Raw genomic sequence first — 20870 nt, forward strand, 5'->3', positions numbered from 1 at the left:
ACATAGGACAATTCGTCGAATAGAATTTCACAGAAAAAAAAGGTTTGATTTAATTAAAAATGGAATGTAAATACATATAGAAAGGTTAGATAAGGTGACTATGATGAGAAATTCCCAGTTAGAAAAAATCCGTTTAGTTGGTGATGTAACAATTCCAGGAGATAAATCAATCTCTCATAGAGCAATTATGTTTGGATCATTAGCGAAAGGGACTACAAAGATTACTAACTTTCTATTAGGTGAAGATTGTTTAAGTACGATTGCGTGTTTTAGAAAATTAGGTGTACAAATTGAAGTAACAGAAGATGAAGTAATCGTTTATGGGAAAGGAATTGAAGGACTTAAAGAGGCACATGAAGTACTTGATGTAGGAAATTCGGGAACTACAGCAAGATTAATGATGGGAATATTAAGTGGTTTACCTTTCCATTCAGTTATTATTGGTGATGAATCTATTGGTAAAAGACCAATGAAACGAGTTACAAAACCTTTAAAAATGATGGGAACTTCTATAGATGGACGTGAAGATGCTACATATACACCTATTTCTATTAGAGGAGGTTCACTGAATAGTATTTCTTATGCTTCTCCTGTTTCAAGTGCACAAGTTAAATCTTCAATTTTACTAGCTGGTCTATTCGCAAAAGGTACTACGACTGTGACTGAGCCAGAAAAGTCTCGTGACCATACTGAAAGAATGCTAAAGGCATTTGGTTGTGAGTTAGAAGTTGATGGAAACAAAGTCTCGATTAATGGAAACCAAGAATTAACAGCAACAGATGTTATTGTACCTGGGGATATTTCATCGGCAGCATTTTTCTTAGTGGCAGGTTCGATTGTTCCTAATAGTGAAATATTGTTGAAAAATGTAGGGGTAAACCCTACTAGAACAGGGATATTAACAGTTTTAGAAAGAATGGGCGCTAATATAACATTAGAGGATGAAAAAGTTGTAAACGGAGAACCGATTGCGAATATACGAGTGAAGTCATCCGATTTAAAATCAACTGTAATCGGTGGGGCTGAAATTCCTACATGTATCGACGAATTACCAATCTTGGCCTTAGCAGCAGCTTTAGCAGATGGCGAGACCATTATTAAAGATGCTGAAGAGTTAAGAGTAAAGGAAACGGATCGTATCCAAACTGTTGTAACAGAACTTACAAATCTTGGTGTAAGCATTGAAGCAACAAAAGATGGTATGATTATACAAGGGAATAGTTCTTTAATAGGTGCGAATGTAAATTCACATGGAGATCATCGAATGGGAATGATGCTTTCAATTGCTGCATTACTTGCTAAAGGTGATACAATTATTGAAAATACAGATTGTATAGCTGTATCTTTTCCGAACTTTAAAGAGCAATTAAATGAATTAATTAAGTAGTCATATGAGGTGTAAGAATGAGTTTATACGAAGCTGTTCAGTTAATAGAGAACGGTCATACTGAAAAGGGATTAGAATTATTAAGAAAGAATCTAAATACTGCTAACGATGAAGAAAAATACGAAGCAGCACTTCTTTTTCAATCATTAGGATTTGTGGAAGATGCGAAAAATATCATTGAAGATTTAGTTTACTTATATGATGACGACGATGATCTTAAAATAATGTATGCAGAAATATTGTTGGATCTTGATTTAGAAGACGACGCTTTAGAAATTTTACTTGCCATAAAGGATGATAGTGAAAGTCGAGTCCAAGCACTTTTATTAATGGCTGATTTATATCAAGTTCAAGGTCTTGATGAAGTAGCTGAACAAAAATTATTTGAAGCTAAAAGAATTTTACCAAATGAACCTGTAGTAGATTTTGCATTAGGGGAGTATTATTTTAGTAAATATGATTATAAAAAAGCAATTCCATTTTACGAAAAGCTTGCTAATCAAGAAATTGAAGTAAGTGGAGTAAATAAAGATTTAAGACTAGCTGAATGTTTAAGTGCTGAAGGTGAATGGGAAGATGCAATTTCCTATTATGAAAAAGGAATTCAGAAAACAAAGGACTTCCATACACTATTAGGATATGGCATAACGCTATTTCAAGCTGAACGCTATGCAGCCTCTATTCCGGTATTCGAAGAAGCAATCTTCTTTGATCCTGAATACTTAGTAGCACATTTATGGCTAAGTAAAGCACATGACCTTGAAGGCCAATTTCAAGAAGGTTATGATATATTACAAAAAGCTTTACTTGTTGATGAAACAAATGTAGAATGCCTTTTATCAGCAGCAAAATTAGCTCGTAAAATGAAAAATTTAGATGCAAGTAAAAAACATTTACAGGAAGCATTAATTTATGATCCTTCACTAATTGAGGCAGTTCAGTTATTAGTTGGAATTCTTTTCGAAGAGGAAGATTTCGATGACATAATTAGTACAATTGAACTAGCAATTGAGCATGGGGCTTCAGATCCTCACTTTAATTGGGACTTAGGTAAAGCTTATTATGGAAATGAAAATTATGAATTGGCATTAAATCAATATCGTCTAGCATATAATGACTTTAACCAGGAAATTTCCTTCTTAAAGGAATACGGAGACCTATTGTTTGAAGAAGGTTTAGTACAAGAAGCAAAAGAGGTTTACAGTAAACTTGTAGACGATGAGTATCTACAGGAAGAAGTAAGAGAACGTCTTGAAAGAATAAATGAAATTCTGTAGTTTTCTTTATTCAGAAAAGGGGACAAATTTTATGGACAGAGGAGGGATTTAATAATGGCAACCCCTGTATCTGTGAATGAGAAGAAAGATTTTGTTAAATGGTTTCTAAGTAATTTTCAGTTAAAGCAAAGAGAATGTGTTTGGATTTTAAATTACCTGATGAGCCATGATTATTTAATGAAAAAGGTTCATTTTGTAGAGCAGTCTAAATATTGTCCACGCGGGTTAGTGATGTCGACAAACTGTGTTAAAGAAGTCCCATTTCATTTTTATAAACAAAATGTTATGACGACTGATGCAGAGAAATCTTTTCACGATATTCGACTAAATAGGGATGAGGATATTTATATCCAGCTCAATTTTAAATCTTCTTTTCAATATCCGATGTTTGTTTCAGTTTTAGAAGAGAACCCACATATACCAAAAAACTTAAATAGTAACGAAAAAGACCGAGTAATTGCCGAAAAGTTATTGTCAGATTCAATTATTAATTTCCAAAAAGACAGATTGATGAAAATGATTGACGATGCTCTAGATAAACAAGACAAAAAGCTTTTTCAAGAATTAACTAAGCAACTGAATTCATTAACTTAATGTAAAACCGAAAAAAGTCCTCATAATGGGGGCTTTTTTACTGTTAAAAAGGTATTTGCTAATTGAACACAATAAAATTTTATTGTTAAATAAGATAGGTGGGGTTAATTTCCATTTTACTTCTCTTTTAAGTGTGGCTACATTCTTGATCTAAATCATCAGAGGCGTACCCATTAGGTTTTTGAACATCTTGTATTGCCCACAGGAGCAAAGCGTTTCAATGAAATTTATTAAAGTTTGAAATTTACAGTATGAACACTTAAGATTTCAAATTACATATAAAAAAATACTCATTAAAAAAAGTTAGTAAAAAAGTCACATAACATAGTAAGATTCTTGGTTTTTGATTGATAAACCATTGTTATTCTTTCATATTAATCAGAAAACTAAATTCTGGTATTTCTGAATTGAATATAAAGAACCCTTTCAAATGACTGAAAATCCTTTTTAGCAGGCTTTTTTTCTTTCTTAAAATAGTAATGTATGGTTAAATGGAAAATAGACATTTGTTCACAAAAATTTCACAATTATAAATAAATTATTTTAATAGAAAGAGGTAATTTTGATGAAATGGACAACTAATGAATTAAATCAAGTTATTGAGAATCTGGAATACATCGATACGATCATTATTCCACTTTGTCCTGTTTCTTTGAAAAAAGAAAATATTGGTCTAGCCGAGCAAAGAGAGGACCTAATAATTCTTACTTCGGAACTTGAACGTGCATATAAAGGCAGAGTTGTTATCGCTCCGGAATTTACTTATTTACCTGAAGAATCTAATAAAATAAGCCGATTAAAATCTTGGAATGAAGAGTTTAAAGCTAGTGGGATTAAGCATGTTTTTTATTTAACATGTGATTTTGATTGGAGACAGTCAGAAGCTGAACTGGAGGAATCATTAATTTGGTTACCTAATTTAAACATCAATAGCTTAGAAGAATCATCACAACGCGTAATTGTAGATAAACAATTATCACACATAAATGCATTATTTTCTAAAATATGGGGATAAAAATAAAAACAACATTATTACTATGATTATTATTAGGATATTATTGACCTTCTAAATTTGTTATTATATTATGAAAGTGTCCTAGTTTTATTATTATAGCTGTTGTCCGTACAGGAGTACTTGTGATAGAGGGGGGAATTTTCATGAGTGAAAAGGTTTCAAGACGCCAGTTTTTAAACTACACTTTAACAGGTGTAGGCGGCTTTATGGCAGCAGGAATGCTAATGCCATTGGCTCGTTTTGCCATTGACCCAGTCTTACAAAAAGAAGCAGCTGGAGCAATGGTGCAAGTTGGACTAGTTAAAGATTTAACGACTGAACCAAAACGCTTTGACTTTAAAGTTAAGCAGGTGGATGGTTGGGTTAAATCTGACGCGTCACACATTGCATGGGTGTACAAGAATTCAAATGGAGACATCGTTGCGTTATCACCTACTTGTAAGCATTTAGGCTGTACAGTTGGTTGGAACGACAATAAAGATTTTCCAAATCAATTCTTCTGTCCATGTCATGGGGGTCGTTACCATAAGGATGGTAAAAACATTAAAGGTACACCACCGCTTGGTCCACTAGACAACTATGCGGTAAAAGTGAAAGGTGATTCTTTCTATCTTGGTAAACTAGAACCAAATACAGGAGGTAAATAATCGTGCTTAACAAAATTTACGACTGGGTAGATGAGCGATTAGAAATTACGCCTCTTTGGAGAGATATCGCTGATCATGAAGTACCAGAACACGTTAATCCAGCACACCATTTTTCAGCATTCGTATATTGCTTCGGTGGATTAACATTTTTCGTTACAGTGATTCAAATTTTATCTGGAATGTTCTTAACTATGTACTATGTTCCAGATATCAAAAATGCATGGGAATCAGTTTATTACTTACAAAACAACGTTGCATACGGACAAATCGTTCGTGGTATGCATCACTGGGGTGCAAGTTTAGTAATCGTTATGATGTTTTTACATACTTTACGTGTATTCTTCCAAGGCGCTTATAAAAAGCCTCGTGAGCTTAACTGGATTGTAGGGGTTTTAATCTTCTTCGTAATGCTTGGATTAGGCTTTACTGGATATTTATTACCTTGGGATATGAAAGCGTTATTTGCGACTAAAGTAGGTCTGCAAATTGCTGAACAAACACCATTTATTGGTAAGCAAGTGAAAACGTTAATTGCAGGTAATCCGGACATCATCGGTGCACAAACATTAACTCGTTTCTTCGCAATCCATGTATTCTTCTTACCTGGTGCTTTACTTGCTCTTATGGGTGCCCATTTCTTAATTATTCGTAAGCAAGGTATTTCAGGTCCACTTTAAGATTTAGTGCATGGGGCTTTAGTAAAAAATGACTAAAGTGTGTCGAAATAAAGGAGGGAGAACATGCATCGCGGTAAAGGAATGAAATTTGTAGGTGACTCACGTGTCCCTGCAATGGCAGGACGTAAACCTAATGTTCCAAAGGATTATTCAGAATATCCTGGTAAAACTGAAGCATTCTGGCCAAACTTCTTATTAAAAGAATGGATGGTAGGAGCAGTTTTCTTAATTGGATACTTAACATTAACAATTGCACATCCATCTCCACTTGAGAGGGTTGCAGACCCAACTGATACTGGCTATACGCCATTACCAGACTGGTATTTCTTATTCTTATATCAATTCTTAAAATATAGCTATGCTTCTGGTGACTATAACATAATTGGTGCTTTCGTAATTCCTGGATTAGCATTTGGTGGCTTATTATTAGCGCCATTCTTAGATCGTAGTCCACATCGAAAACCAATTAAACGTCCTTTAGCAACAGGCTTTATGTTATTAGCTTTATCTGGTGTAATTTATTTAACATGGGAAGCTGCGGCACACCATGACTGGAAAAAACAAAAAGAACAAGGTAAAATCCGTACTTTTGTTGAATTAAATAAAGAAGATCCAGCATATAAACTATTGCAAAAAAATACTTGTGTATCTTGTCATGGCGATAATCTTGAAGGTGGCGCAGCAGCTCCAAGTCTTCAAAATAATGGTTTAAAACCTGAAGAAATCGCTCATATCGCAAGAAACGGTCGAAAAGCGATGCCAGCTGGTGTATTTAAAGGTACTGATGCAGAACTTAAAGTACTAGCTGAATTCGTTTCAAAAGCAGGTAAAACAGAGTAATTAAAAGAGAGTCGAATTTTCGACTCTTTTTTTATGTTTTATTGTATACTGAAATAATAACATGTAAAAAATGTGATGATACATATAAATTGTGAACTTTGTGTTATAAATTTATTAAATCTCCAAAAGTGAAAGTGAGATGAAGTGAAACAGTGAACTTACTCTATACGATGCTAAGGCTTAAACCGAACCTAATTGCTTTATTTATAATAAATGTACTAGGGACAATCTATGGATACTATTGGTATAAATCTCAACTTGAGATTACTCCTGGTTGGTTAAAATTATTTGTACCTGACAGTCCAACTGCATCATTATTTTTTTGTATTGTACTGTTACTTTTCATTCTAAATAAACGGAATGGACTAATAGAAGCACTAGCATATGTAAGCTTGATGAAATATGGTATATGGGCAGTTATTATGAATGGAATGGTTCTTTATTTATCAGGTGGACTTGATGCGGTTGCATATTTATTAATTTTTTCACATGGAGCTATGGCAATCCAAGCTGTTTTATATGCAAGGACATTTCTAGTTAAAAAATGGCACTTGACTGTTGCGAGTATTTGGATTTTACAAGATGTAATTTTTGACTATGTTTTTGGTACAATGCCAGAATACTATATGCTTTCTGATTACAGAATTTGGATTGCTTTAATTACATTTTGGTTAACGATATTTGTTATTTTAATAGCTTATTACCAGTTAATTTTAAAAAATAGAGCTCGTGCTTGAACAAGTTCTAATCTTGTCCTTTCTCTCATAATTATTAGTAGTTATGAGGGAGGGGTTTGATGAAAAAATTAATTGCAGGGATAAGCGTTTTTTTTATTTTCTTTTCATTTAATACCGTAAAAGGGTACGCTAAAATAGATCAAGAAACTTCTCTAATTGAAAAATCGCTCTCTTTAGTACAAGATGGTGATTATGTTCATGGCGCTAATTTATTAGAACAATTAGAATCAACGTATATGGCATCAGCAAAAAAGAATAAGGATTTCACACCAAAGGAGTTAGAAACAATTTCAGTTACTTTTCAAAATGCGCTAGGATCCTTAACAAATGATGCAATTGATCCACAAGAAAAAGTTGCTGATGTACTTGGTTTGAGATTATTGATTGATGCTGGAGAAACAACTATGCAGCCGATGTGGAAGGAAATGAAAAAGTCGGTTATGACTCCGCTAGAGAATATGGAGTCAGCATATAAACGAGGTAATTCTGAAGCATATGAAACGCAATTAAATCAATTCTTACACCAGTTTGAGATTATTTATCCAAGTCTTATCATGGATCTTCCATATGATGAAGTAAAAAAAATAAATTCACTTGTTTCGTTTTTAGATGACTATCGTATTAACCAAGATTCTATACCAGCTTTTCAACAAAAGTTGGATGAGACAAAAAGTGAATTATTATTCATTTTTGATCAAGGTAATTCAATTATTCCACCTGTTTCAATATGGACAATCTTTACAACTGGGATTATTATTGTTTGTACATTAAGTTATGTCGGTTGGAGAAAATATATAGGTGATCGAAATAAGAACAAAAAAAGAAGAGAACATAATGATTGACAAATTTCTCTAAAAGTTATTACAATATCGTAAAATCACACTCCTTGGAGGAATTACAATGAGTTATTTAATTTACTTTTTAATTTTGTTGCTTGTACCTTTATATGCGCAAATGAAGGTTAAATCAACTTTTAAAAAGTATTCACAAGTTGGTTCTACATCACATTTAACAGGTGCAGAAGTAGCCAGAAAAATTTTAAATGAAAATGGATTATACAATGTGGCAGTAGAGGAAACTCGAGGATATTTATCTGATCACTATGATCCTCGTGCAAAAGTTGTACGATTGTCAACTGAAAATTATTATGGATATTCAGTTGCTGGTACTGCAGTTGCTGCTCATGAAGTAGGACATGCAATTCAAGATGCGAATGACTATAGCTTTTTAAGATTCCGTCATTCATTAGTTCCTGTTGCAAATTTCAGTTCCAATTTTTCTTATATATTTATATTAATTGGCATGTTTTCACGTCTATCAGGTGCATTATTAATAGGGATCATTTTATTAGCACTAGGTGTATTGTTTCAAGTTGTTACACTTCCTGTTGAATTTAATGCCTCAAGTAGAGCCTTAAAACAGATTACGACATTAGGCATCATTAATTCAAATGAGCATGTTTATGCAAAACGTGTTTTAAATGCTGCTGCATTGACATATGTTGCAGCGGCAGCGGTGGCCGTCGCAGAATTATTAAGATTGATTTTAATTTATACTGGTATGACACGTAGTGATGATTAATATGATTATAAATTTAAAAGAGGTTCTGGCAAAAATTGCCAAGAACCTCTTTTTGTTTCAGTTAAAAATCAAGGGTGAAGAGGGACTTTATTTTCATCTAGCGTAAAGCCTTCACCTAATACATCATGCACTTCTGTAACGGCTACAAAAGCGTGTGGATCGATATCCTGAATGATATTTTTTAAATGAACTAATTCGTTTTTTGGTACGACACAAAATAAAACGTCTTTACTTTCTCCAGTAAATGTTCCAGTTGCTTTTAAATAAGTTGCGCCGCGTTCCATTTCTTTCATAATTCGAGCCGCAATTAAATCATTTTTCTCAGAAATTATATTTGCTCCACGAGCAGCATATGCACCTTCTTGCATAAAATCAATAATTCTTGCTCCGACAAAAACTGCAACTAGAGTATACATTGCTTCATATGCTTTTAAGTAAGTTAACAGTGAAAGCGAAATGACAACAAAATCGAAAATAAACATCGTTTTCCCCATATTAATCCCTTTGTATTTATAGGCTAAACGAGCGATAATATCGACACCACCAGTAGTTCCACCAAATCTAAAAATAATTCCTAAACCTACACCAATAAATACACCTGCAAATAATGAAGCTAACATTAAATCGCCATGAACATCTATATTGAAAGTAAATTTTTCAAATAATTTTAAGAAGAAAGAGACTGCTACAGTTCCAATGATTGTATAAAGCATTGTCACTGTACCAAGTAATCTCCAACCAATAAAAAATAAAGGGACGTTTAAGGCTAAGTTAGAGATCCAAACTGGAATATTTAGTTCAGCTAAAAGAATTAAGTTAATTCCCGTAAAGCCACCTTCCGCTAGATTGTTTGGAATATTTATATTCATAATTCCAAAAGAAAAAATTGCAGAACCTAAAATAATAAAAAAGATATTGCGTAACTTCAATTTAAAAATCATATACTTCCTCCATACTATAAAAATTACCCTAAACTCTTATTTTTATCTTATCTTGTATTTTTTTCAAGTAAAATAATATATAATTTGTCAAAAAGTGGTCAATTCGATAAGATTTAATTGAGGAGTTGATATTAGTATGCACGAAAAAACGATGAAAGAAATGCAAAAAGAAGTCGATACATATATAGGTCAATTTAAAGAAGGGTATTTTAGTCCTTTAGCAATGATGGCTAGGTTAACTGAAGAAATGGGTGAGTTAGCTAGAGAAATCAATCATACCTTTGGTGAAAAGCCAAAGAAAAGCACTGAAGAAGAAAAGCTAATTGAAGAAGAGTTAGGTGATGTATTATTTGTTATGATTTGTTTAGCAAATAGCCTAAATATAGACTTACAAGAAGCACATGATATGGTAATGAATAAGTTTAATACGCGAGATAAAGATCGTTGGACAAGGAAGGAAGTTTAAAATGGAAAAGGTAATTAGAGTAGTATTAGCAGGACCCAGAGGTAAAATGGGGATTGAAGCTTTACAATTAATTAATCGAACTGAGCATTTTCACCTTGTAGCTGCAGTAGACTATAAATTAGGTGGAGAACAAATCCAAAAAGTTAGCCCAGACTTTAAAGGTGAAGCAAACATATATGAAACATTAGAGCAATGTATTGAAAATGAAAGCTTTGATGTACTTGTTGATTTAACAACACCAGAAATTGGAAAAAAACATGCATTTTTAGCATTAAAAAATGGTATTCGACCTGTAATAGGGACAACTGGTTTTACAAAAGAGGAGCTTGATGATTTAAAAGAGTTAGCTTCAAATAATCAGCTAGGTTGTATTATAGCACCTAATTTTGCAATTGGTGCTATATTAATGATGAAGTTTTCTGCAATGGCTGCGAAATATTTTAAAGATATCGAAATCATTGAGTTACATCATGACCAAAAATTAGATGCGCCTTCAGGTACAGCTCTTAAAACAGTTCAAATGATTGAGGAAGTTCGTGAATCGAAAATACAAGGACATCCAAATGAAGTTGAAACTGAAGCTGGAGCTAGAGGTGCTGATCTAAATGGAATGAGAGTTCATAGTGTGAGATTACCTGGTTTAGTTGCACATCAACAAGTTTTATTCGGTGGAGATGGTCAACTATTAACGATTCGACATGATTCAATGAATCGGGCTTCTTTTATGTCTGGAGTTAAAGTAGCTGTTGAGGAAGTAATGAAACTTTCAGAGCTAGTGTATGGTTTAGAAAATATAATGGACTAAAGGTGGTGCAGGTAGTGAAAATAGCTCTAATTGCTCACGATAAGAGAAAAGACGCATTAGTAACTTTCGTTCAAGAAAATGAATCTTTTTTTCAACAGCATGAACTATTTTCAACAGGTACTACAGGACTACGCGTAATGGAAAATACAAATTTAAAAGTTTATCGTTTTCAATCCGGTCCACTCGGAGGAGATCAAGAAATAGGTGCATTAATTGCCAAAGGGAAAATGGATGCGATTTTCTTTTTTAGGGATCCATTAACTGCTCAACCGCATGAACCGGATGTAAATGCATTATTAAGGCTATGTGATGTTTTTCATGTCCCAGTGGCAACGAACATTCAAACCGCTAAGGCAGTAGTGAAATTTTTTAGTTAGTTTGAAAGAGAGTGAGATAAGTGGAATATTTTGATGTACTTGCATTTGGAGCGCATCCAGATGATGTTGAGATTGGTATGGCAGGCACGATAGCTAAGTTTACTAAGTTAGGCTATAAAGTTGCTATTTGTGATTTAACTGAAGCAGAGCTCTCATCAAATGGGGATACTTTTATTAGAAGAAAAGAAGCTGAAGAAGCAGATAAGATTTTAGGGGTTTCTAAGCGTTTTAATTTATCATTACCAGATAGGGGGCTATACTTATCTGAGGAAGCGATTAAACAAGTAACTGCTTTAATTCGAATGACGAAGCCTAGTATTATTTTCTCGCCATATGAAGTGGATCGTCATCCTGATCATGGTAACTGTACAAAAATAGTAGAAGAAGCTGTATTCTCATCTGGGATTAGAAAATTTAATGTAAATACAAATCATGAAGCCCACAAAGTAAAACACGTTTTTCAATACATGATTAATGGGTTTCATCGGCCTGATTTTATAGTTGATGTTTCAGAAACGATTGAGGACAAAAGGGCAGCTTTAGAAGCATATGAAAGTCAATTTACTCCGGGTCCGGATGGTGTAGTTACGCCTTTAACAAACGACTATGTAAATAGCGTAATTGCAAGAGAGAAAATTTTTGGGAAAGAAGCTGGAGTGCCATATGGCGAAGGGTTTATGTCAAAGAGACCACTCCTATTAAATGCAGATTGGTTAGTTTAAGAAGAAATGAAGAAGTTTAGGAGAGATCAAATGAAATTAAAAATTGGGATTACATGTTATCCTTCAGTGGGCGGTTCTGGTGTGATTGCGACTGAGCTAGGAAAGTTATTAGCAGAACTAGGACATGAAATTCATTTTATTTCATCAAGTATGCCGTTTCGTTTAAATAAAGTATATCCTAATATTTATTATCATGCAGTTGAAGTAAATCAATATTCAGTTTTCCAATATCCACCATATGATTTAGCATTGGCTAGTAAGATGGCTGAAATTGCAAACCGTGAAAAATTAGATATTTTACATGTACATTATGCGATTCCGCATGCAATATGTGCTGTTCTAGCAAAACAAATGATTCATCATGATATTAAAATTGTAACGACCTTACATGGTACAGATATAACTGTTCTTGGTTATGACTCATCATTAACAGAGTTAATTAAGTTCGGTATTGAAAAATCAGATGTTGTAACTGCGGTCTCAAATGATTTAATACGTCAAACAGAGGAATTAGTTAACCCTGATAAAGAAATACAAACTGTATATAATTTTATTGATGAAAGAGTGTATTACAAAAGAAATTGTCAGGCATTAAAAGCAGAATACGGGATTCAAGAGCACGAAAAAGTCATAATACATATTTCTAATTTCCGTCAAGTTAAACGAACAAAAGATGTAGTAGATGTATTTAACTTAGTAAGAAAAGAAATTCCATCTAAGTTACTATTAGTTGGTGATGGTCCGGAAATCTCAAGTTTATGTAAATTAGTAAGAGAGCTTGGAATTGAAGATGATGTTTTATTTTTAGGAAAGCAAGAAAATGTTGAAGAGTTACTTTCAATGAGCGATATAAAATTACTTCTTTCATCAAAAGAAAGCTTTGGTTTAGTATTACTTGAGGCGATGGCTTGTGGAGTTCCATGTATCGGTACTAGAGTTGGCGGGATTCCAGAAGTAATCGAACATGGAGAAAATGGATATATTTGTGAACTAGGAGATATTGATCAAATTGCTTATTATACACTCAACTTATTACAAGATGAAAAACTATATAAACGCATATCAAGTCGTGCGATTGAAATAGTTAAAGAAAGATTTCAATCAAATAAAATCGTTTCACAATATTTATCCATTTATAATGAGTTATTGGGAATGAAATAATATGGAAATTTTTGAAAAAGCAAAGCCGATCTTAGATAGATTAATTAAAAATGGTTTCGAGGCCTATTTTGTCGGCGGTTGTGTAAGAGATAAATTATTAAATAGAACAATTGGAGATATTGATATTGCAACTTCAGCCTTACCTGAAGAAGTTATGTCAATATTTCCAAAAACCGTTCCTACTGGGTTACAGCATGGTACGGTTCTAGTAATACAAAATAGTGAACCATATGAGATAACAACATTCCGAACTGAATCAACATATTATGATTTTCGTAGACCATCGGAGGTTACATTCGTAAAGTCAATCGAAGAAGATTTAAAACGAAGAGATTTTACGATGAATTCCATTGCTATGACGACAAAAAATGAAATAATAGACCCTTTTAATGGTACGATTGATCTTTATGATGGGTTAATTAAATGTGTCGGTGAAGCGAAGGAAAGATTTCAGGAAGATGCTCTTAGAATGCTAAGAGGTATACGGTTTGTAAGCCAATTAGATTTTCGTTTACATGATGAAACGTTTAACGCAATTAAATCAAATAAACAGTTAATTGAAAATATAGCGATTGAACGCATTTCGGTTGAAATCGAAAAAATGTTAATAGGAAAATCACCTAAAAAGGGCATCGAACTATTAATACAAACAAATTTAGTAAATCATCTGCCAAGCTTAAAAGAATATACAAATCAGTTTAATGATCTATTAGAATTACCGATTCAATCATTAAAAACAATTGAAGAGATTTGGGCGCTAATATTATATAAATGTAATTCTGATAACCCGGAACAGGTTTTAAGAAATTGGAAGATGTCCAATAGTCGCATGAAACAAATAGTAAAGATTTATAATTTGTTAAATGAAACGAAAATGAAATGGAGCAATACAAAGTTATATCAAGTTGGATTACCAGATGCAATCAAATATGAGCGTTTACAGTGTGTCATTAATCATATCGATGCAAATGAATTTAATGAGAATTCATTAAAGAATTTATATAATCAATTACCGATTTATTCAAAGTCAGATATATGTATCACAGGTAATGATTTATTAGAGTGGTCACAATTAAAAGGTGGTCCTTGGTTGAAAGAAGTTTTAAGTGAAATAGAATTACAAATAGTAGAGAACCAGCTTGAGAATAACCAACTTGCTGTTAAGGAGTGGTTCATAAATTGGCTTCAAAAGTAAAAGAAAGAATTATACAATTATTTACTGAAAATAGTAATGAATATTTATCAGGTCAATTTTTGAGTGATGAATTAGGAATTTCACGTACTGCAATATGGAAATATATGAAAGAATTGCAAGACGAAGGAATCGAAGTAGAAGCAGTTAGAAAGGTTGGATATAAAATAACAGGCAAATCTGATCGATTAACTCCTACGGATATTCAACTTGGTTTAGAAACGAAAAAATTTGGAAGAAATGTCGTATACCAAGAAGAAACTAATTCAACCCAAACGATAGCGAATGAATTAGTACTAAATGATGCTCCAGAAGGTACGATTGTTTTGGCTGAGCGTCAATTATTAGGTAGAGGCAGATTACAAAGAAACTGGTTAACTTCAGATGGAAAAGCAATCGCAATGAGTGTTATCCTTAGACCAGCTATTTCACCTAGAGTAGCACCTCAGCTAACATTATTAACGGCTGTAGTCGTTGCTTCAGCCATTGAAAAAGTGACCGGTTTACATCCAAATATAAAATGGCCAAATGATATTTTAATTAATAATAAAAAAGTTTGTGGAATCTTAACTGAAATGCAAGGTGACGCTGATTGTATTAAAAGCGTTGTTATAGGTATTGGGATCAATGTAAATCAAGTTGAAGAAGATTACCCATTAGAACTGTCAGATATCGCTACTTCATTACGTATTGAAAAAGGACAAACCTTTATGAGAGCTAATTTAATTCAAGCTATATTAGCTGAATTTGAAAAGTTCTATGAAATATTTTTAGAAAAAGGATTTAAACCGATTAAAATTTTATGGGAAAGTTATGCAATTTCTTTAGGGAAACAAATAAAAGCCACAACTTTAACCGAAGAAATTGTTGGTAACGCCATTGGAATTACTGATGAAGGTCAATTATTGATTGAAGACAATTTAGGTAATATTCATACCATCTATTCAGCGGATATTTCGATAAAGAAATAATGTAATACGAAATAAAACAACTCTCTTTTTAAATTTGAAAGAGAGTTGTTTTATTTGCCGTATAATTATCACGTCTATTTGTAAATAATACCAAGTTTTTTCTTTACTTACTTGCTATTCTTACTATAAACTGTATGGGAAGGGTCGCGACTTCCGTTGATGCTTCAAGGGTGGTATCTGAATAGGGTCAATCAAACTTTAGTATCCTAAGAAGAACTACACCAGGTTTTAAAAAATCAATTTTAAAAATGTGTCTGCCTTGATCCTATAAGGACTGGGACAGAGGAATGAGACGGTTTACAATTTTCCTTTGTTCTCTAAAAGAGCAAAGTTTTTTTATTGTAGCCCCCATTTCCTCTTCATTTAAAAGGAGGAAAAAAGATGAAAACAACAAAAGATTTTTTAAACATGAAACAAAACAATGAGCCAATCGTCATGATTACTGCTTATGATTATCCTTCAGCATTATTAGCAGAAGCAAGTGAAGTAGATATGATTTTAGTCGGTGATTCACTTGGGAATGTTGTCCTAGGATATGATTCTACAATAAAGGTTACTGTAGATGACATGATTCATCACTCAAAAGCAGTTAAACGTGGGGCAAAAAATACGTTTATTGTGACAGATATGCCATTCATGTCTTACCACTTTTCAAAAGAAGAGGCTTTACGTAGTGCATGTCGCATTATGCAAGAGGGTGATGCCCACGCAGTTAAGGTTGAAGGCGCAGATGAAAATGTTATCGAAGTGATTAAAGCATTAACTATCGCGGGAGTACCTGTTGTAGCTCATTTAGGATTGACTCCACAATCAGTAGGTGTATTAGGTGGCTATAAAGTTCAAGCACGTGACTCTGAAAGTGCGATGAAATTGTTTAATGATGCAAAAAAATGTGAAGAAGCAGGAGCATTTGCAATCGTACTTGAATGTGTACCAAAGCAAATTGCCAAGGATATTACTAAGGATCTTTCCATTCCAACAATAGGAATAGGTGCTGGTGTTGATACAGATGGTCAAGTACTTGTTTACCACGATTTAATAACATATGGTGTTGGTCGAGTAGCTAAGTTTGTTAAACAGTATGCAGATGTATCTACAACAATTGAAAATGCAATTGCTTCCTATGTCCAAGAAGTTAAAACTAGACAATTTCCAGATACGAAACATTCGTTTACGATGAAAGAAGAACAGCTAAAGGCATTATACGGGGGAAGTTCGCAATGAAAGTGTTTCACACAATAAATGATTTAAGAAATGAACTAAAAATTCACAGGAAAAATGAAAAATCGATTGGATTTGTTCCAACAATGGGGTTTTTACATGAAGGTCATGCATCATTATTAGAAGAAGCTAGAAAAAATAATGATATCGTCGTTTTAAGTATTTTTGTTAATCCGACTCAATTTGGCCCTAATGAAGATTTTGATCGATATCCAAGGGACTTTGAAAGAGATGAAAAAGTTGCACTAAATGCTGGTGTAGATTACCTCTTTTATCCAACAGTTGAAGAAATGTATCCAAATGATTTAAAATCAACAATGAAAGTAACAAAACGAGTAGATGTCCTTTGTGGTGAAAAAAGACCTGGACATTTTGATGGTGTGGCATTAGTTGTAACAAAATTATTTAATATTGTTCAACCAGACCAGGCATATTTTGGATTAAAGGATGCTCAGCAAGTCGCTGTTATTGAAGGTTTAGTTGAAGACTTTAATATTCCTGTAAATATTAATCCAGTTCCAACTATTAGAGAAGAAGATGGATTAGCTAAAAGTTCTAGAAATGTCTATTTAACAGACAAAGAAAGAAAAGAAGCACCAGTTCTTTATAAGAGTTTACAAAAAGCAGTTGAAGAGATAAATAATGGGAATTTAAATCCTGCTCAACTTAAGCAAACTATTATTTCTACAATACAAAGCGAAACATCTGGAACAGTAGATTACGTAAGTATTTATTCATATCCAGATTTAGAGCCTTTAAATAAAATAAAAGGAAAAGTAATTATTGCGTTAGCCGTAAAATTTTCTAATGCTCGCTTAATTGATAATATGATAATTTCTATTTAAGGATTGAACAACTAGGGGGAAATGACATGATTCGCACAATGATGAGAGCAAAACTTCATAGAGCTACAGTTACAGAAGCTAATTTAAATTATGTTGGAAGTATAACAATTGATCAAGATTTAATGGATGCTGTTGATGTACTTGAAAACGAAAAAGTTCAAATTGTAAATAATAATAACGGTGCACGACTTGAGACATATGTTATTCCAGGAAAACGTGGAAGTGGAGTAATTTGTCTTAATGGTGCAGCAGCTAGATTGGTCCAAGAAGGCGACAAAGTAATTATTATTGCATACGGTCAGGTAGAGGAAGAGAAACTGGATCAGCATGAACCAAAGATTGCTATTTTAAATGATGCAAATGAAATTGTCGAAATGATTGGCAAAGAAATTGCAGGTACAGTTAAGTAATAGACAACTTTCTGGGTAATCAAAATATTTAACAGACTAGAAAAACAGTGAAGAAAACGAGCGTTTGAGGGCAATTTGAAATCCCCTTCTTTAGGGGATTTTTTTGTTGGTTGTATTGTTTAATCTGTTTATGCAAAATAATATCTATATAGAGAATTTGGAGGTGGCAAAATATGAATAAATTTGTGGTCGTTGACTTAGAAACAACCGGAAATAATAATAGAGGTCAAGATCGAATTATTCAAATTGCAGCCTTTTTATTGGAAAGTGGAGAAGTTATTGAACAGTTTTCAAGTTTTATTAATCCAAACATGAATATTCCAACCTTTATTTCCGAACTAACAGGGATTTCAGATGAGATGGTTCAATATGCTCCTCAATTTGAACAAATAGTTGAAGAATTATACCCGATGTTTAATGACGCCTATTTTGTTGCACACAATGTCCATTTTGACTTAACCTTTTTGCAAAAAGAATTTGTGCGGATTGGTTTACCAAAAATTACACCGTTAGCTATTGATACAGTCGAGTTAACGAGAATTTTATATCCAACTTTAACTAGTTACAAATTATCTGATTTAGCAAAAGTATTCAATATTCAACATGAAAACCCTCATCAAGCTGATAGTGATGCTGAAGTAACTGCTGAATTATTAACAATTTTATTAAAAAAACTTGAGAGCTTGCCATATGCGTCATTAAAAATTTTAGAAAAACTTAGCACTAGCTTTAAAAGTGACATTACATACTATATTTCAGATATACTTCAAAAACAATCTGAAACATTTTCAAATGAATCTGTTGATTTTGAAGAATTTAGACGAATAGCCCTTAAAAAAAGAAGCTTTAGTCTACCTCAAGAGGAAGAAGATTTCGTAGAATTCGACGAGCATCTTAAACGTGAACTTGTAGATCAGATGGCTGTGGAAATTCCAAATTTTATAAAAAGAGATGAACAGTTTGCGTATATGCATGATGTGTTCGATGCATTTAGCCAGAATAAAATTCTCTTAGCTGAGGCTGGGACAGGTGTTGGCAAGACTTTTGGGTATTTAATACCGTCAGCATTTTTCTCAAAACAATTTGGCAAACAAGTGGTCATTAGTACAAGTACCATCTCGCTACAGAAACAATTACTTAAAAAACAGATTAAAACCATTGAAAAAATAGTTCCATTTCAGTTAAAAATAGCTTCTATACAAAGTAAAAGAAATTATCTTTGTCTGCAAAAATTTGAATATATTGTTGGCGAACAATTTGATGATAATTACGATAGTATTTTATCTAAGGCTATGATAACAGTTTGGTTAACTGAAACTGAAAATGGAGAATTAGATGAATTATCACTTCCTTCAGGTGGCTTACACTTATGGGATCGAGTTTGTTGTAACGAAGAAAGTGAAAATAAAAGAACAAATCCTTGGTTTCATAAATGTTTTTATCAAAAAGCTAAAAATCAATTAATGTTAGCCGATATAATTATTACAAACCATGCCTATTTATTGTCTACTTTAAAAAATAAAGATCACTTACTTAATTCTGTCAAAAATATTATAATTGATGAGGCACATGCACTTGAGGAGGCAGCATCAAAAACTTTTGGAATTACTTTTTCTTGCTTAAAATATTATCAATATTTAAGTAGATTAAGTACTACTGATAGTAATGAACTTGTTCACCGTTTATATAAATTTGATGAGGGAATACCAAATCGTGAAAAATGGTGGAAAAAAGTTGATCATTTAGTAAAAGAAATAAAGTATGAATCTGAAGAGTTATTTAGGTTATTACGTGATTTTATTTTAAGCAAACAAAATGAGCTTGATAAAGAAAACATTAGACAGTCAATTACACTAAGTGATAAAAATACTGCTAGCCAAAATTGGAAGGTTATCCAAGAATGTGCAAATAGATTAATTAACGTGAATAATACTTTATTCACGGGTTGCGAGCAATATTTGAATTTAATTGAAGATAATAAGGTATCAGCGTTTCATCGTTCAATCGTTACTGAGTTTAAAATGATTATTGAACAATTAAAAAGCATGAAAAATGGTCTTTATGAAATATTATTCGATAAAAATGATCATTATATTTGCTGGATGGAAACGGAAGCAAAAGGCTCATTTCATACTACGATGCTTTATTGTGAAAAAGTCGATAATGCAGATTTAATACAAGATTATTTAATTAGTGGAAGAAATTCAATTGTACTAACATCAGCTACGATGTCGATTGATTCATCCTTCTCATTTATAAAGTCATCATTAGGAATGAATGAAAATAAAGATGTCATTGAAAAAATATATCCTGTCCCAAATGATTTTGCCCAAGGGATGAGAGTGTACATTCCTTCAGATTTAATGGGAATAAAAGAGCTTACGCAACAAGAGTATGCATTACAAACTTCAAATACAATTCGCAAAATTGTTGCGGAAGTAAAAGGTCGAACATTAGTTTTATTTACAGCTTTTGATTTATTAAAACAGACTTATGATCAATTAATACAAGATTTTGACTCACTGAATTCATCTGTATTAGCTCAAGGTGTTTCTCCTGGAGGAAAACAAAAGTTAATAAAACAGTTTTTACAATCTAAACAAACAATTTTATTAGGTACGAACACTTTTTGGGAAGGAATTGACCTACCTAATGAAGAATTAGATTGTTTAATCATTGTACGCTTACCGTTTACAAACCCTGAAAAGCCTATGTTTATTGCTAAATCAAATTTATTAAAAAAAGCTGGAGAAAATTCATTCTCAAGATTGGCTTTACCATTAGCAGTATTTAAGTTTAGACAAGGTTATGGTCGTCTAATACGAAATGAAAAAGATCAAGGTTCATTATTTGTGTTAGATAATCGCATAATCAATACTAGTTATGGTTCAGAATTTTTAAAGTTAATCCCGAAAAACAAAATAAAAATTAATTCAATTGATGAATTATTAAAAGATTTTTAGTAGTTTTTCAAAATTTAGCATGAGAATAGTAGGGGATTTAA

The 20870-nt window shown here is 32.7% G+C and carries 22 protein-coding genes; 21 read left to right on the plus strand and 1 reads right to left on the minus strand.

The genetic code is table 11. The annotated features are described in order from the left end of the window. The first annotated feature begins 103 nt into the window (after positions 1-103). From aroA to RAH41_RS14950, 10 genes are all read left to right on the plus strand, one after another. Positions 104-1387: a 3-phosphoshikimate 1-carboxyvinyltransferase gene (gene aroA, locus RAH41_RS14905; protein ID WP_331223544.1), complete on the plus strand. Its 1284-nt coding sequence runs from the start codon at positions 104-106 to the stop codon at positions 1385-1387. Positions 1388-1404: 17 nt separating this feature from the next. Next, the gene (locus RAH41_RS14910) at positions 1405-2664 is read left to right on the plus strand and encodes a hypothetical protein (RefSeq protein WP_331223546.1); all 1260 of its coding nucleotides are present in this window, start codon (positions 1405-1407) and stop codon (positions 2662-2664) included. 54 nt (positions 2665-2718) lie between these two features. Further along, positions 2719-3258 (plus strand): ReoY family proteolytic degradation factor, encoded by a 540-nt coding sequence (locus RAH41_RS14915; protein ID WP_331223548.1) that lies wholly within the window; start codon positions 2719-2721, stop codon positions 3256-3258. A 565-nt stretch (positions 3259-3823) separates the two neighbouring features. Beyond that, positions 3824-4273, plus strand: a complete 450-nt coding sequence (locus tag RAH41_RS14920; RefSeq protein ID WP_331223549.1) for a DUF2487 family protein — start codon at positions 3824-3826, stop codon at positions 4271-4273. 143 nt (positions 4274-4416) lie between these two features. Then, positions 4417-4920 carry a ubiquinol-cytochrome c reductase iron-sulfur subunit gene (locus RAH41_RS14925; protein ID WP_331223550.1) on the plus strand — a complete coding sequence of 168 codons (504 nt, stop codon included), beginning with the start codon at positions 4417-4419 and terminating at the stop codon, positions 4918-4920. Positions 4921-4922: 2 nt separating this feature from the next. Then, positions 4923-5597, plus strand: coding sequence for a menaquinol-cytochrome c reductase cytochrome b subunit (gene qcrB / locus RAH41_RS14930; protein ID WP_331223551.1), 675 nt, complete (start codon positions 4923-4925; stop codon positions 5595-5597). 63 nt (positions 5598-5660) lie between these two features. Then, positions 5661-6437 carry a menaquinol-cytochrome c reductase cytochrome b/c subunit gene (locus RAH41_RS14935; protein WP_114343196.1) on the plus strand — a complete coding sequence of 259 codons (777 nt, stop codon included), beginning with the start codon at positions 5661-5663 and terminating at the stop codon, positions 6435-6437. 152 nt (positions 6438-6589) lie between these two features. Further along, on the plus strand, positions 6590-7174 hold the full coding sequence (locus RAH41_RS14940; protein WP_331223553.1) for a DUF1405 domain-containing protein: 585 nt from the start codon (positions 6590-6592) through the stop codon (positions 7172-7174). A 59-nt stretch (positions 7175-7233) separates the two neighbouring features. Then, positions 7234-8016 carry a sporulation protein YpjB gene (locus tag RAH41_RS14945; protein WP_331223555.1) on the plus strand — a complete coding sequence of 261 codons (783 nt, stop codon included), beginning with the start codon at positions 7234-7236 and terminating at the stop codon, positions 8014-8016. A gap of 58 nt (positions 8017-8074) precedes the next feature. Further along, entirely contained in the window at positions 8075-8755 is a 681-nt protein-coding gene (locus RAH41_RS14950) for a zinc metallopeptidase (RefSeq protein WP_331223557.1), read from the plus strand. Between the two features lie 68 nt (positions 8756-8823). On the opposite strand, the gene RAH41_RS14955 is transcribed toward RAH41_RS14950, so the two are convergent. Further along, positions 8824-9696, minus strand: coding sequence for a YitT family protein (locus RAH41_RS14955; RefSeq protein WP_331223559.1), 873 nt, complete (start codon positions 9694-9696; stop codon positions 8824-8826). 136 nt (positions 9697-9832) lie between these two features. Here RAH41_RS14955 and RAH41_RS14960 point away from each other — a divergent pair, with 136 nt between their 5' ends. The 11 genes from RAH41_RS14960 (at position 9833) to dinG (ending at position 20829) form a co-directional block, all read left to right on the plus strand. Further along, a complete protein-coding gene (locus RAH41_RS14960; protein ID WP_331223560.1) occupies positions 9833-10162 on the plus strand; it encodes a nucleotide pyrophosphohydrolase in 330 nt (109 codons plus the stop codon). Between the two features lies 1 nt (position 10163). Then, a complete protein-coding gene (gene dapB / locus RAH41_RS14965; protein ID WP_331223562.1) occupies positions 10164-10967 on the plus strand; it encodes a 4-hydroxy-tetrahydrodipicolinate reductase in 804 nt (267 codons plus the stop codon). A 14-nt stretch (positions 10968-10981) separates the two neighbouring features. Then, complete coding sequence (gene mgsA, locus RAH41_RS14970; RefSeq protein WP_331223564.1) at positions 10982-11344, plus strand: methylglyoxal synthase; 363 nt, start codon at positions 10982-10984, stop codon at positions 11342-11344. Between the two features lie 20 nt (positions 11345-11364). Then, positions 11365-12066: a bacillithiol biosynthesis deacetylase BshB1 gene (bshB1, locus tag RAH41_RS14975; protein ID WP_331223565.1), complete on the plus strand. Its 702-nt coding sequence runs from the start codon at positions 11365-11367 to the stop codon at positions 12064-12066. 30 nt (positions 12067-12096) lie between these two features. Beyond that, the gene (gene bshA / locus RAH41_RS14980; RefSeq protein WP_331223567.1) at positions 12097-13227 is read left to right on the plus strand and encodes an N-acetyl-alpha-D-glucosaminyl L-malate synthase BshA; all 1131 of its coding nucleotides are present in this window, start codon (positions 12097-12099) and stop codon (positions 13225-13227) included. A gap of 1 nt (position 13228) precedes the next feature. Beyond that, positions 13229-14422 carry a CCA tRNA nucleotidyltransferase gene (locus RAH41_RS14985; protein WP_331223568.1) on the plus strand — a complete coding sequence of 398 codons (1194 nt, stop codon included), beginning with the start codon at positions 13229-13231 and terminating at the stop codon, positions 14420-14422. After that, a complete protein-coding gene (locus RAH41_RS14990; protein WP_331223569.1) occupies positions 14407-15390 on the plus strand; it encodes a biotin--[acetyl-CoA-carboxylase] ligase in 984 nt (327 codons plus the stop codon). Before RAH41_RS14985 ends, RAH41_RS14990 begins: the two co-directional genes overlap by 16 nt. 381 nt (positions 15391-15771) lie before the next feature. After that, positions 15772-16614 carry a 3-methyl-2-oxobutanoate hydroxymethyltransferase gene (gene panB, locus RAH41_RS14995; RefSeq protein ID WP_331223571.1) on the plus strand — a complete coding sequence of 281 codons (843 nt, stop codon included), beginning with the start codon at positions 15772-15774 and terminating at the stop codon, positions 16612-16614. Beyond that, positions 16611-17456: a pantoate--beta-alanine ligase gene (panC, locus tag RAH41_RS15000; RefSeq protein ID WP_331223573.1), complete on the plus strand. Its 846-nt coding sequence runs from the start codon at positions 16611-16613 to the stop codon at positions 17454-17456. The genes panB and panC overlap by 4 nt, the downstream gene beginning before the upstream one ends. Positions 17457-17482: 26 nt before the next feature. Next, positions 17483-17866 carry an aspartate 1-decarboxylase gene (gene panD / locus RAH41_RS15005; RefSeq protein WP_025671415.1) on the plus strand — a complete coding sequence of 128 codons (384 nt, stop codon included), beginning with the start codon at positions 17483-17485 and terminating at the stop codon, positions 17864-17866. 173 nt (positions 17867-18039) lie between these two features. After that, a complete protein-coding gene (gene dinG, locus RAH41_RS15010; RefSeq protein ID WP_331223576.1) occupies positions 18040-20829 on the plus strand; it encodes an ATP-dependent DNA helicase DinG in 2790 nt (929 codons plus the stop codon). Positions 20830-20870: the final 41 nt, after the last annotated feature.

Source organism: Gottfriedia acidiceleris, from assembly GCF_036421055.1.
In the GTDB taxonomy this organism is placed as follows: domain Bacteria; phylum Bacillota; class Bacilli; order Bacillales; family Bacillaceae_G; genus Gottfriedia; species Gottfriedia acidiceleris_C.